Raw genomic sequence first — 13,362 nt, forward strand, 5'->3', positions numbered from 1 at the left:
GATAAAAGGGATTAACGGGCGAAAACCTCGTACGGGCCGTCACCCACTGAAATGACTTCCAGACGGACCTTGGATACGCCGCGGCTGTGCAGGCCGATGCGGCTTGCGGCGGACGCGGTCAGGTCTATCAGGCGGTTGCTGTGAAAGGGGCCTCGGTTGTTGATCCTGACGACGGCTGATTTGCCCGTTGCCAGGCAGGTGACTTTCACCTTGCACGGCATCGGCAGGGTTTTGTGGGCCGCCGTCATGGACCGCTGGGGATTGATGTACTCTCCGGAGGATGTCTTCATGCTGCGTCCTTTCCCGCCATACCAGGAGGCATAGCCGGTTTCACTGTATTGCAGGGCGTCTGCGACGCTCATGGGAGTATATCTTTTCCCCCTCACCCGGTAGGGCGCATTTTTTACATGCGCCTCTGTCGCCTGTACGGCCGGGGCCGTTTTCTGGCCGCACTTCTCCGTAGTGGAGCAGCCCGGCATCAGAAAAAGCAGCAGGACGGGGAGGGACCAATTCACGCTTTTTATCTTTAACACATGTTTATAATCTTGTATAACAAAAAAGAAACAGGAATTGAAATTTAATGGATAGGGATGCCCGGAAGGAATCTTTCCCCCTGCCGTGGTTTACCAGTTGAGCGGCGCGGGAAAATGCAGTATGCTTGCCCGCATGAATCCTTCCAAGGTAATCGGCCTGGTCGCGTTGGCGGAAAAACCGGGACTGGGGGAAGCGCTGCGCATCATGCGCCGCGAGCTTTCCCGCCACGGGCTGGGGTCCTGCGTCATTGAGACGCCGGATGCCCTGGAACAGGCCATCGTCCGGTGCAGCATGCTGGTAACCTTCGGCGGGGACGGCACCATGCTGACCGTCTCCTCTCTGGCGGCTGCGCACCACGTGCCCCTGGCGGGCGTGAACCTGGGGCGCCTGGGATTCATGACCACCTGTTCCGTACAGGAGCTGCCGCTGCTGGCGTACGCGCTCCAGGAGGGTTCTTTCCTGACGGACGAGCGCTCCATGCTGGAGGTGGTCCGGATGGGCGTGGACGGTATCGCAGTCCCTCCCCGCAAGCTGGCGCTGAATGAAGTCTCCCTCATCCGCGCCCAGTCCGGCAAGATGGTGGACCTGGATGCCGAGATAGACGGAGAACTGCTGAACCGCTACCATGCGGACGGCGTTCTGGTCTCCACCCCCACTGGCTCCACGGCGTACTCCCTTTCCGCCGGAGGGCCGCTGGTATGGCCCATGTCCCGCGTAGTGTGCGTCACCCCCATCTGCCCGCACAGCCTGACCAACCGTTCCGTGGTGCTTCCGGACACCATGACCATACGCTTGCGGCCCCGCGAGCGCCGCGGCCGCTTTGATTCCATGGTTTATTCCCTGGACGGCCGTTCCGCCTATCCCATTGAAGTGGGAGAAAGCCTCGTGATCCGGAAAGCTCCGGAAACCCTCTCCCTGGTTCATCTCCGCAAACAGAACTTCGGCGCTCTCTTGAGGGCCAAGCTGCGCTGGCAGGGAGCGGAGATTCCTACGGATGATGAATAAAACCGTTCCGGCGGTTCGGAAACCGGGCCCGGCGTCTTTTGCAGGCCGGGGCGCTTCTCCATTGATCGTTCCGCATTGGCGCAGGGGCGGTAAAACGATTTTTTTAGGATGCGGGCTTGACGAAAAGGCCTATCCTATAATACTCTTCCTGCCCTACCACCAAGGGGGTGGTAGATCTTAATCGCATAAACGCGTAAGAAATAGTCATATATGAAGACCCACGTGAAAAAAGGTGATGAAGTAGAAATCATCGCCGGACGTAACCACAAGGGCAAGCGCGGCACCGTTCTCGCCGTGAATGCTTCCAAAGGTACTGTCATCGTAGAAGGCGTCCGCACCCTGAAAAAGGCTGTGCGCCCGACGGAACAGAACCCGGAAGGCGGCATTCAGGAGATTAACGGCCCGATTCACATCTCCAACGTGAAAAAAGTAGGCTAGGCCTCCGGCCTGACCCTGCGCTTAAGCCACATAAATCATTAATAAAGAGCTGACCCGCTAAAACAATGAGTACACCAACACTGCAAACATACTACCGTGAAAAGGTCGTTCCCGGCCTTCAAGCGAAGCATGCATACAAGAACGTGCATCAGATTCCCCGCCTGGAGAAGATCGTTGTCACCTCCTGCATGGGCAAGCACCCGGACCGCAAACAGGCCGTGGAAGATGCCGTCAATGAAATCGCTAAAATTACCGGACAAAAGCCGTCCGTCACCTTCGCCCGCAAGAGCGTGGCCAACTTCAAGGTGCGTGAAGGCGAACCTCTGGGAGCCCGCGTAACGCTGCGCGGCGCCCGCATGTGGGAATTCCTGGACCGCTTCATCAACGTGACGGCTCCGAACATCCGCGACTTCCGCGGCCTTCCCTACAAGTCCTTTGACGGCAACGGGAACTATGCCATCGGTATCTCCGACCAGTCCATCTTCCCCGAAATCGAACTTGACCAGATCAAGCGTCAGATCGGCTTCGACATCATTTTCGTGACTTCCGCTCCTACGGACGATGAAGGCCGCGACCTGCTTCGCGGTCTGGGCGTTCCCATGCGTGAACCGAAGAAGGCCGAAGAAACTCAAACCGCTAACGCCTAACTATTTCTTACCATGGCCGTATTAAGTGACCCCATTTCCGACTTCCTCACCCGCCTGAAAAACGCCAGCCTGGCCGGCAACGAGGAATTTACCGCTCCCTGCTCCAACATCAAGGTGGAAATCGCCCGGATTCTGCAGGAAGAAGGCTACATCTGGAACTATGAAGTGACCGGTGAAGGAACCAAGAAGCAAATCAAGGTGAAGACCAAATTTACCCCCCAGGGCAAGCCGGTCGTCACCGACGTGAAGCGCAGCTCCAAGCCGGGCCGCCGCCAGTACGTTTCTTCCGAGGACATTCCCCGCGTTCTCAGTGGGCTTGGCATTGCCATCGTCTCCACCTCCCGTGGTGTGATGACCGGTGCGCAGGCGCGCAAGCAGAGCATCGGCGGCGAACTTCTCGCCCTTGTATGGTAACCATTAACATTTCCTAAACATATGTCCCGAGTTGGTAAAAAATCCATCACATTGCCGGACAAGGTAACGGTAAAGGTTAACGGCTCTTCCGTTCAGGTGGAAGGCCCCAAAGGCAAGCTTTCCTGGACGCTTCCGGAAGGCATCACCGCCTCCGTTGAAGGCAATCAGCTTTCCGTTGACCGCGCTGGCGAAAGCCGCCAGCTTCGCGCCCTGCACGGCACGAACCGTTCCCTGTTGAACAACATGGTCATCGGCGTTTCCGAAGGCTTCGTCAAAAACCTTGAAATCGTCGGCGTCGGTTTCCGCGCCGCCGTGAAGGGCAACATCCTGGACCTGAACCTGGGCAAGTCCCATCCGATCAACCAGGTGATTCCCGAAGGCCTCAAGGTGACCGTGACCGAAAACACGAAAGTGACGGTCGAAGGCATCGACAAACAGGTCGTAGGCCAGTTTGCCGCTGAAGTCCGTGCGTACTATCCCCCGGAACCCTACAAGGGCAAGGGCGTGCGCTTCGCCGGTGAAGTTATCCGCCGCAAGGAAGGCAAGAGCGTCGGTAAGTAATTCAGGTAATAACTATTACAACATATTTATACACGATGAGTACTATCAATCGCAAAGCCATCCGCTCCAAGGTTCGCCGCCGCATCCGCAGAAAGCTCTCCGGAACGGCTTCCCGCCCCCGCCTGGCTGTCTATTTCTCCAACCGTCACGTCTATGCCCAGATCATCGACGATACGGTGGGCAAGACCATCTGCTCCGCTTCCACGGCCGATGCATCCATCGCCGATCCTTCCAAGCTCGCCAACCGCGCCTCTGCCACCAAGGTAGGCAACCTGATTGGTGAACGTGCGAAGGCCGCCAATGTCACTGAAGTCGTCTTCGACCGCGGTGGCTTCAAGTTCTGCGGCAAGGTGAAGGCCCTGGCCGATGCCGCCCGCGAAACTGGTTTGAAATTCTAATTGAAAGATTCCCTAAATGAATAACGAAACGGAAAACACTGCTCCTGCTACGGAAGCCGCCGCTCCCGCTCAAGCGCAGCAACCCGCACAGGGCGGCCGCGACTTCCGCGGCCCCCGCGGACCCCGCCGTGACGGCCAGAATGGCCGCGGACCCCGTGGTCCCCGCCGTGACGGACGCCGTGGCCTCCAGGCTGAAGCTCCCGTGGAAGAAGGCCCCCAGCTCGCTGAAAAGGTTGTGTTCATCAACCGTTGCGCCAAGGTCGTCAAGGGCGGCCGCCGCTTCTCCTTCTCCGCCCTCGTCGTGAGCGGCGACATGGAAGGCCGCGTAGGCTTCGGCTTCGGCAAGGCCAATGAAGTGGCAGACGCCATCCGCAAGGCTACGGAAGCCGCCAAGCGCCAGCTTCGCCCGGTCTCCATCGCCAACGGCACGATTCCGCATGAAGTCTACTCCGAATTCGGCGGCGGCAAGGTGCTCCTGAAGCCCGCCTCCCCCGGTACCGGCCTCATTGCCGGCAACACCATCCGTGCCGTGCTGGAAGCAGCCGGCGTGCGTGACATCGTTGCCAAATCCCTCGGTTCCTCCAACCATGCCAACGTGGTGAAGGCTACCCTGCAGGCTCTCGCTTCCCTGCGCACGAGCGACCAGGTCCTTGCCGACCGCGGCAAGAAGAAGGAAAAGGCCATCTAATCTGACCAGGAGGCGGCCGCCCCGTGCCGCCGCCTCCACGAAATCCAACCATTGTAAATAACATGTTACAGCTTCATACGATTAAGCCCAATCCGGGAGCCAAGCACCGCAGGAAGCGCCTCGGCAACGGGGAAAGCTCCGGTCTCGGCAAGACCTGCGGCAAAGGCAACAAGGGCCAGAAGGCCCGTTCCGGCGGCTCCATCCGCCCGGGATTTGAAGGCGGCCAGATGCCCCTTCACCGCCGTCTGCCCAAGAAGGGGTTCAACAACACCCGCTTCCAGGACAAAATCCTCATCGTCAACCTCTCCCAGCTCGAACGCGTGTTTGAAGCCGGCGCTACGGTTGATGAAAACACCCTGCGTGCAGCCAAGCTCGTTCAAGGTCCCTGTGACGCCGTGAAACTTCTCGGCAACGGCACCCTGACCAAAAGCCTGAACGTAGTCGTGGACTTCGTGAGCGCCAGCGCCCGCGAAAAGGTGACTCAGGCCGGTGGCACCGTCACCGTGCTCAGCGAAGCCTAATCACATTTGGCGAACCGGGTCATGCAGCTTGACCCGGTTCGCATCATTGTGTTTACTGTTGCGGTCCCCATGGATGCCCCGGGTACAAGCCGCCGTGACATGCAAGCCAAGCTGCGCGACAACTTCTATATTACAGGACCATGATATCCGCATTTGCAAACTCCATGAAAGTACCGGAGCTCAGGCACCGGATTTTGTTCACACTGGCGATGATCGTCGTCGTCCGCCTGGGGGTACAGATACCCCTGCCGGGCATTGACGTCATGGAGCTGCAGAAAGTGATTGAAGCCTCCGCGAATGCCAGCGGCCCCGGTGCGGGCCTGGCTACCGTGCTGACCATCTTTTCCGGCGGCGGCCTGCAGCAGTGCGGCATTTTTGCGCTGGGCATCATGCCCTACATCTCCGCTTCCATCATGACCCAGCTCCTTTCCGCGGTGGTTCCCCAGTGGGCCAAGATGGTGCGGGAAGAGGGCGGCCGCCAGAAGATGACCAAATGGACGCGCGCCATTGCCATCGTCATCGCCATTGTGCAGGGCTGGTTCCTGGTCGGTACATTGGAACATCCGGACCGTTTGAAAGCCGTGGGCCTCAATATCCCTCCGGACTGCCAGCTCGTCATTGACCCAGGCATGCAGTTTGCCCTGATGACGGTGCTCATCATGGTGGCGGGCACCATGTTCCTGATGTGGATAGGCGACCAGATTACGGAGCGCGGCGTCGGCAACGGCGTCTCCCTCATTATTTCCGTCAACATTATCCATGCCCTTCCGGGCGCGGTGACCCTGGCCTGGAAAACGCTGGTGTACAAGGACGGCGCGGTCGTCCCGATGGGCGCCATGCTGCTCGTGGCCCTGATCGCCTTCCTGATTATCGTGGTGGCGCTCGTCGTCACGGTAACGCAGGCCCAGCGGCGCATACCCGTGCAATACGCCAAACGGGTCATGGGCAATAAAATGTTCAACGGCGCCACTCAGTACCTGCCGCTCAAGCTCAACTACTCCGGCGTGATGCCCGTCATCTTCGCCACGGCCATCCTGTCCCTTCCGCAGGTGCTCTTCTCCCAGATCGCCCACTACAACACCACGCTGCAGTGGATCGCCACCAAGATGAATGACTGGATGAACCCCGCTTCCTCCGGCTACTACATCATTTCCGGCCTCATGATCTTCTTCTTCTCCTACTTCTGGGTGGCTACCATGTTCCAGCCCTCCCAGATCGCGGAAGACCTGAAGCGCAACGGCGGCTACATCCCCGGCATCCGCCCCGGACCTCCCACCGCCCTTTTCCTGGACCAGACCATGCAGAGGCTGACCTTTGCCGGTTCCGCATTCCTGACCCTCATCTACTTCCTGCCTTCCCTGCTGAACATCGGGGGCAGCATCCCCTACCTGGTCACCCAATTCTTCGGGGGCACCAGCCTTCTGATTCTGGTTGGCGTGCTGCTTGACATGATGCGCCAGGTGGAAACCACTCTTCTCTCCCGCAACTACGACGGCTTCCTGAAAAAAGGCAAGCTCAAGGGCAAATACGGTCACATCCAGGGTACCGGAGCCGCCGCAGGCAGCCGCACGGTCACCGTCATGTGGGTCGTCATCGCCCTGCTGGTGCTGGCTGGTGCCATCGCCTACAATGCCATGCAGTAAGGAACGCCATTCCCTCTTCCGAAAGTAAAGACATGAAGGATCTCAAGCATTTCATCCTGGTTGGGCCTCCCGCATCCGGCAAAGGAACCCAGGGCCGGTTTCTGGCTGATACTTTCAACCTGAACTCCCTGAGCACCGGCTCCCTGCTGCGGCGGGAAGTGGAATCCTGCACGGAGCTGGGACGGAAAGCCCTGGGCTATATGGACAAGGCCATGCTGGTTCCGGACGAGATCGTCAACGACATGGTGCGCGGCTGGCTTTCGGAAATGGACAATGACGCGTGGCTGCTGGACGGCTATCCCCGCACGGTTGCGCAGGCGGAAGCCCTGGACCATTTCCTGACCCAGCGCGGAACCTCCGTGGACGTGGTCGTCTGGATGGACGTAGCCCGGGAACTCATTGAACAGCGCATCATGCACCGCCGGGAATGCTCCACGTGCGGCCATGTGGTGCAGACGTCGGAAGAGGAATGCTCCAAATGCGGAGGCAAAATGGTCTCCCGCAAGGATGACAACATGGAGGCCTTCGCCCGCCGCTGGAAAGACTTTGAAGCCATGACGCTGCCCGTAGCCAGGTACTACGAAGCCCGCGGCCTGGTGGTTAAAATGACGGTAACCGAGGAACGGGAACCTGCCGAGGTTTCCCGCGACCTGGCCCGCAAGCTGGAAGAATACCGGCAATAGAAAGACGAATTCCATGGCAGAACGAATCCACATCAAGTCTCCCGGCGAGGTTGCCAAGATGCAAAAGGCCGGAGCTGTAACGGCGGAAATCTTGATGGAGATCGGAGCCGAGGTCCAGGCGGGCCGCACCACGCGGGAAATAGACGACATCGCGCGTGAAATCTTCAAGAAGCACAAGGTAGGCAACTCCTTCTACCAGTACCGCGGGTTCCCCGGCCAGCTCTGCATTTCCATCAATGAGGAAGTGGTGCACGGCAGCGGCGGTCCGCGCCGCATCCAGAACGGGGATATCGTGAGCCTGGACGTGGGCGCCATTGTGGACGGCTGGCATGGAGACAACGCCATGACCGTGCCCGTGGGCATGGTGGACCCGGAAAAGCTGCGCCTGCTGGCCGTGACGGAGGAATCCCTGTTCCGTGCCATTGAACTGGTGAGGCCCGGCGCGCTGCTGGCGGACGTCTGCGCGGCTGTGGAGGGCTTTGTGCGTCCCCGCGGGTACACCGTGGTCAGGGACTTTGTAGGCCATGGCATAGGCCGCCATCTGCATGAAGAGCCCCAGGTTCCCAACTACCGCCCCCATTACAAGCTTCCGCGCCTGAAAAAGGGCATGGCGCTGGCTATCGAACCGATGGTGAACGCCGGCAGGCCTTCAGTCAAGATTCTGGATGACGGCTGGACGGTCGTCACGGCGGACGGCAAGCCATCCGCCCACTTTGAACACACGGTCATCGTGACGGACGGGGCTCCCCTGATTGTGACGGAGCGTCCCCGCATCGCGTTGCCGGAGCAGCTCGGCATCGCCCCTTTGTAACTCCAGCCCCGCAAGGGAATGACGCCGCCGGACGCCCAGATTCCCGCTCCCGTAATTCTGGAGAGGACGGCCACGCACCGGATGGTGTGGGTGGATGTGGCCCGTGTGATTGCCTGCATCCTGATTATTGCAAACCACATGGCCTTCTATTCGGCGGAGCTTTACCGGTGGATATGGGCGGAATTCCTGGCGGCGCGCACTCCCTTTTTCCTGCTGGCGGCGGGTTACTTTGTGGGGCGCGGTTCGTTCGGTCCGCTGGACGGGGGGCGCCTTTTCCTGTGGAAGCGGAGCTGGTTTCTTCTCCGCCCGTACCTGGTGTGGGGGCTGGCGGCGGCCGTTCTGATCGGCTGGTCCCCCCTTCATGAATACTACGCCTCCTACCAGCCCATGTATGCATGGCTGAAGGGGGAGGCGGGCAGCGGCTTCTGGTCCGCCCTCGCGGCGTTCGGCCGCTGCCTGGGCATTGCCGGGCACCCGGTGGACGCCCCCATGTGGTTTCTGCGCGACATCATCATTTATACCGCTGTAGCGCCCCTCCTGCACCGCATGGGGAACTACATGCTCTGGGTGGGAATCATCATGCTCTCCCTGAACTACTTTGCGCTGGACCTGGCGGATCATGACTATCCTATCGCCAACAGCCTGGGCTTTTTCCTGGTGGGGATGTACGTATCCCGTTACTCCCTTCCGTTCCTGACGGAATCCGTGCGCCGGTATGCGGTGCCGTTCCTGCTTGCCACGCTCGCGCTCACCTGGTGGCTGGTGGGCCACCGGGACCAGCACAACTCCATGCTTATTGCGCTGGGAATGCTGGGGCTGATGTCCCTGGCCATCCTGTTCACGGAGTGGTTTCCGCGCGCGGCCAGATGGGTGGCGGGGCTGGCCCCGGCGTGCTTCTTCATCTTCGGCACGCACTACATCGTCATCATCCTGCTGCGTGAAAGCGGCTGGATTACGTGGAAGGGGGAGGCCTGGGACGTCCTGTGGCTCTGCCTGGTTCCGGTCATCTTCGCCGTGCTGGCGGGGCTCTTCTTCTGCATGAAAAGGTTTGCCCCGCGCCTGGTTCCCCTACTGGGAGCCTACGGGAAATAGCCGCCCTGCAGGGCCGTTCCTCCGGACCGGAAAAGGAGCCGCGCTTATCTCTTGCCGTCAAAAGGCAAATTCCTTATTCTGCCCCTTGCTGGAACGGGCGGGGATGGCGCTTTTGTCACGCCGCCATTCTTGCTCCACGGCTGGGAAACAATACATGGTATGGCAATGATTCAAGGCGAGCAGGTTCAGGATTCGGAATTATCAACGCAGGCGGTGATCTACCTGGGGCCGGGCTCCATGAGCCTGATGGTGGCTGAGGTGGTTCAGGACAGGATTCGCCTGCTGGACTTTCTCCAGCAGCCCGTGCCCATGGCGCGGGACATCTTCCGTTTCCACCGCATTTCCCGGCATACCATGGACCGCTGCGTGCAAATCATCGGAGACTATCTGGAAATTCTCAAGGAATACGGAACCGGCAGCAGGCTTTCCGTCCGGCTCATGATCTCCAACATCATTTCCGAGGCGGACAATGTGGACGTGTTCGTCAACCGCATGCACGTGGCCCACGGCCTGCGGGGACGCCGGATTGACGACGGCAAGATGACGCGCCTCATTTACGTGAAGGTGCAGGAAACGCTGGCACAATACCCGGGATTCAGCAAGAAAAAGGTGCTCGTGGTCCATACGGGGCCGGGCAATACCCGCGTGCTCCTGTTCCAGAAGGGGCGCATCGTGCGCTATTCCTGCTACCGGCTGGGGACGCACCGCACGGGCGAGGCCGTCGGAGAAATAGAATACGGGGACGATGTGGCGGAACTTTCCCTGCTGCGGGAGCACATGCGCGGGCAGGTGGACCAGATTTGCCTGGATTACGGCGGCGTCAAGGGCCTCGCGGGGCTTATCGTCATCGGCCAGGAGATGCAGCAGCTCCGTGACCGCCTGGACCCCACGCCGGAAGGCAAGGTGGCGTGTTCCGCCCTGGTGGCGGAAGCGGAACGGATGTCCCGCACCACCCTGGAGCAGCGCATGAACGTTTACGGGGCGGACTTTGCCGGGGTGGATTCCCTTCTGCCCGCCGTACTGATGACGGAGATGATTGCCCGCAGCCTGAACCTGAATGACGTGATCATCCCCGGAAGCGGCTATGACGAGGAATTCTCAAGCAGCCTGATCCGGGCGGAACAGCATCCGGGGGACCTGGAGGCGGAGGTGCTCCACTTCGCCGGGATTCTAGCGGACAGGTACAAGGCGGACAAGGGGCACCGCGAGCATGTGGCGCGCCTGTGCATGGAAATGTTTGACCAGCTCCAGGACCTGCACCGCCTTTCCGAGCACGACCGGCTGCTGCTGGAGGTGGCCTCCATCCTGCATGAGGTGGGGTCTTTCATCAGCCAGCAGGACCACCAGCTCCATTCCCAGTACATCATCCTGAACAGTGAAATCTTCGGCCTTTCCCGGGACGACGTGGAAACGATCGCCCTGCTGGCCCGCTACCACCGGCATGAGGTGCCCGCCAATTCCGACCCCATGTACGGGGAGCTGGAGCTGACGGACCGCATGCGCGTAGCCAAGATGGCTGCCATCCTGCGCGTGGCGGACGCCCTGGAACGCGGCCATGCCCAGCGCGTGAACGGCGTCCGGGCGCGCATCCGGGGCCGGATGCTGGAGCTGGAGCTCCAGGGCGTGCGTGAAACCGCCGTGGAAGACCTGGCGCTGCGGCTGAAGGGCGACCTGTTTGCGGACATCTTCGGTTATGACGTCATGCTGGTGCCCCAGCGGTAGGCCGATTCAAGAAACTTCCATCCCTTATTTTCTCCATGTCTAACGAATACATCAACAGAGAGCTCTCCTGGCTGGAATTCAACCAGCGCGTGCTGGACCAGGCCGTGAGAACGGACCTTCCCCTGCTGGAACGCCTGAAGTTCCTGGCTATTACCGCCTCCAACCTGGACGAGTTCTTCATGGTGCGCGTGGGCGGCCTCCAGATGCTGCGGCATTCCGGCTCCCGCGTGAAGGACATTTCCGGGCTGACCCCAACCCGCCAGCTCAAGGACATCCGCACCCGCGTGGGCCGCATGATTGAGGACCAGTACCGCCTGTTTCATGAAGAAATCCTGCCGTGGATGGAAATCAACGGCATCAATCCGCTGGCCATGGAGGACCTCAGCACTTCCCAGAAGCTGACGCTGGAGCAATACTTCAACAACCAGATATTCCCGCTGCTGACGCCGCTGGACATGGATGCGCCGGAGGCTCCCGCGCTGCCGTCCCTCAAGCTGCTGATGGGCGTGGAACTGCGGGACAATGAAACCGGGGAGGTCCGCGCCAGCGTAGTGGCCCTGCCGGACGGCCTGCCGCGGCGCGTGCCCGTCCCTTCTGCGGAAACGGAACGCTACGTGATGCTGGAGGACCTGGTCCGGGAATGCATCGGCACCGTTTTTCCCGGTGAAATCGTTCTCTCCGCCGCGGTATTCCGCGTCACGCGCAATGGGGACATTGCCGTGCAGGAGGAGGACGCCCTGGACCTGGCGGATGAAATGGAGGAAGTGCTTGTGGCCCGCAAATTCTCCGAATGCGTGAGGCTGGAAATAGAATCCTCCGCTCCCGTCCCCCTGCATGACAGGATCATGCAGATCGTCGGCGCGGGGAAGGAGGAAACGTATGACCTCAAGGGCCCCCTGATGCTTTCCGACTTCATGGAAATGGCCTTTGCCCCCGGCAATGACCAATTGAAAGTGGAGCAATGGTCCCCGCAGCCGTCACCCTCCGTGGACCCTGCCGTCAGCATCTTTGAAAACATCGCCAACGGAGACATCCTGCTCAACCATCCCTATGAAAGCTTTGAACCCGTCCTGCGCCTGGTGGAGGAAGCCGCGGAAGACCCGGACGTCATCGCCATCAAGCAGGTCCTGTACCGGACCGCCAAAAACTCCCGCATCGTAGCCGCCTTGAAAAAGGCGGCGGAAAGCGGCAAGCAAGTGACGGCGCTGGTGGAACTGAAAGCCCGGTTTGACGAAGCCCGCAACCTGGAAAAGGCGGAGGAACTGCAGCGTTCCGGCGTGCAGGTGGTCTACGGCGTCAAGGGCCTGAAAACCCATGCCAAGATATGCCTGGTGGTGCGCCGGGAGCAGGGCATGCTGCGGCGTTACTGCCACTTCGGCACGGGGAACTACAATGAAACAACCGCCAAGATTTACACGGACATTTCCTACCTCACCTGCGACGACCAGCTGGGGGCGGACGCCTCCCAGTTCTTCAACTCCGTAACGGGACGTACCAAGCTCATGCGCTTCCGCAAGCTGTACCCCTCGCCGGTGCTGATGAAGGCTCGCCTCATTGAACTCATTGAAGGGGAGGCGGAGCGCGCACGGCAGGGGGAACCGGCCCGCATCTCCGCCAAGATGAACAGCCTTCAGGATGTGGAAATCATTGACGCCCTGTACAGGGCCGCGGACGCCGGGGTGGACATTGAACTGAACGTGCGCGGCATCTGCTGCCTGAAAACGGGCCCCCGGCCCAACGGCAAGGTGATCCGCGTGGTCAGCATTGTGGACCGCTATCTGGAGCACGCGCGCATCTTCTTCTTCCACCACGGCGGCAATCACCAGCTCTTCATCGCCAGCGCGGACTGGATGACCCGCAATCTGGACAAGAGGGTGGAGCTCATGGTGCCCGTCACCAACGGGAAGCTGGCGCGCCGCCTCAAATCCATCCTGGACGCCTGTTTCAGGGACAACGTGCAGGCCTGCAATATTTTGCCTGACGGCACTTCCGAGCACGTCGTTCGGAAAAAGGGCCAGAAAGCCTTCCGTTTGCAGCAGTACCTGACCAAGGAGGCCCGCCGCCTGGCCAAGGACAAGGAACGGGAACGCCAGCAGATGCTGGAGCCCCACACGCCGCATTAACCCGGTCCGGAGCATTGGGCCGCATGCGTGGCATCCTCCGGCATACCTTCAACACGTAGGGGTCCGGAACATGTCTTTTCAT

15 protein-coding genes are annotated in these 13,362 nt (G+C 60.3%); 14 read left to right on the forward strand and 1 reads right to left on the reverse strand.

The features are described 5' to 3' along the window. Positions 1-11: 11 nt before the first annotated feature. Positions 12-515 (reverse strand): septal ring lytic transglycosylase RlpA family protein, encoded by a 504-nt coding sequence (locus J5W70_RS05385; protein ID WP_102721102.1) that lies wholly within the window; start codon positions 513-515, stop codon positions 12-14. A 151-nt stretch (positions 516-666) separates the two neighbouring features. On the opposite strand from J5W70_RS05385, the gene J5W70_RS05390 reads away from it, so the two are divergent. The 14 genes from J5W70_RS05390 to ppk1 all read left to right on the forward strand — a co-directional run bounded on the left by J5W70_RS05390 (position 667) and on the right by ppk1 (position 13,280). Continuing rightward, the gene (locus J5W70_RS05390) at positions 667-1,539 is read left to right on the forward strand and encodes an NAD(+)/NADH kinase (RefSeq protein WP_180971112.1); all 873 of its coding nucleotides are present in this window, start codon (positions 667-669) and stop codon (positions 1,537-1,539) included. Positions 1,540-1,749: 210 nt separating this feature from the next. Beyond that, positions 1,750-1,977 (forward strand): 50S ribosomal protein L24, encoded by a 228-nt coding sequence (gene rplX, locus J5W70_RS05395; RefSeq protein WP_022396872.1) that lies wholly within the window; start codon positions 1,750-1,752, stop codon positions 1,975-1,977. Between the two features lie 65 nt (positions 1,978-2,042). Beyond that, complete coding sequence (gene rplE, locus J5W70_RS05400) at positions 2,043-2,624, forward strand: 50S ribosomal protein L5 (protein WP_022396873.1); 582 nt, start codon at positions 2,043-2,045, stop codon at positions 2,622-2,624. Between the two features lie 12 nt (positions 2,625-2,636). Continuing rightward, entirely contained in the window at positions 2,637-3,038 is a 402-nt protein-coding gene (gene rpsH, locus J5W70_RS05405) for a 30S ribosomal protein S8 (protein WP_022396874.1), read from the forward strand. A gap of 21 nt (positions 3,039-3,059) precedes the next feature. After that, a complete protein-coding gene (gene rplF / locus J5W70_RS05410) occupies positions 3,060-3,599 on the forward strand; it encodes a 50S ribosomal protein L6 (protein WP_102721103.1) in 540 nt (179 codons plus the stop codon). 35 nt (positions 3,600-3,634) lie between these two features. Continuing rightward, positions 3,635-3,997, forward strand: coding sequence for a 50S ribosomal protein L18 (gene rplR / locus J5W70_RS05415; RefSeq protein ID WP_022396876.1), 363 nt, complete (start codon positions 3,635-3,637; stop codon positions 3,995-3,997). A 16-nt stretch (positions 3,998-4,013) separates the two neighbouring features. Further along, positions 4,014-4,685 carry a 30S ribosomal protein S5 gene (gene rpsE / locus J5W70_RS05420; protein ID WP_022396877.1) on the forward strand — a complete coding sequence of 224 codons (672 nt, stop codon included), beginning with the start codon at positions 4,014-4,016 and terminating at the stop codon, positions 4,683-4,685. Positions 4,686-4,747: 62 nt separating this feature from the next. After that, complete coding sequence (rplO, locus tag J5W70_RS05425; protein ID WP_022396878.1) at positions 4,748-5,206, forward strand: 50S ribosomal protein L15; 459 nt, start codon at positions 4,748-4,750, stop codon at positions 5,204-5,206. 164 nt (positions 5,207-5,370) lie between these two features. Beyond that, the gene (gene secY, locus J5W70_RS05430; protein WP_022396880.1) at positions 5,371-6,849 is read left to right on the forward strand and encodes a preprotein translocase subunit SecY; all 1,479 of its coding nucleotides are present in this window, start codon (positions 5,371-5,373) and stop codon (positions 6,847-6,849) included. Between the two features lie 32 nt (positions 6,850-6,881). Beyond that, positions 6,882-7,532, forward strand: a complete 651-nt coding sequence (locus tag J5W70_RS05435; RefSeq protein ID WP_022396881.1) for an adenylate kinase family protein — start codon at positions 6,882-6,884, stop codon at positions 7,530-7,532. A gap of 13 nt (positions 7,533-7,545) precedes the next feature. After that, a complete protein-coding gene (map, locus tag J5W70_RS05440) occupies positions 7,546-8,343 on the forward strand; it encodes a type I methionyl aminopeptidase (RefSeq protein ID WP_022396882.1) in 798 nt (265 codons plus the stop codon). 18 nt (positions 8,344-8,361) lie between these two features. Beyond that, the gene (locus J5W70_RS05445; protein WP_022396883.1) at positions 8,362-9,435 is read left to right on the forward strand and encodes an acyltransferase family protein; all 1,074 of its coding nucleotides are present in this window, start codon (positions 8,362-8,364) and stop codon (positions 9,433-9,435) included. 159 nt (positions 9,436-9,594) lie between these two features. Continuing rightward, positions 9,595-11,157, forward strand: coding sequence for an HD domain-containing protein (locus tag J5W70_RS05450; RefSeq protein WP_215832968.1), 1,563 nt, complete (start codon positions 9,595-9,597; stop codon positions 11,155-11,157). A gap of 35 nt (positions 11,158-11,192) precedes the next feature. Beyond that, positions 11,193-13,280 (forward strand): polyphosphate kinase 1, encoded by a 2,088-nt coding sequence (gene ppk1 / locus J5W70_RS05455; protein WP_022396885.1) that lies wholly within the window; start codon positions 11,193-11,195, stop codon positions 13,278-13,280. Positions 13,281-13,362 lie beyond the last annotated feature (82 nt).

Source organism: Akkermansia massiliensis (assembly GCF_018847375.1).
Taxonomy (GTDB): Bacteria; Verrucomicrobiota; Verrucomicrobiia; order Verrucomicrobiales; family Akkermansiaceae; genus Akkermansia; species Akkermansia massiliensis.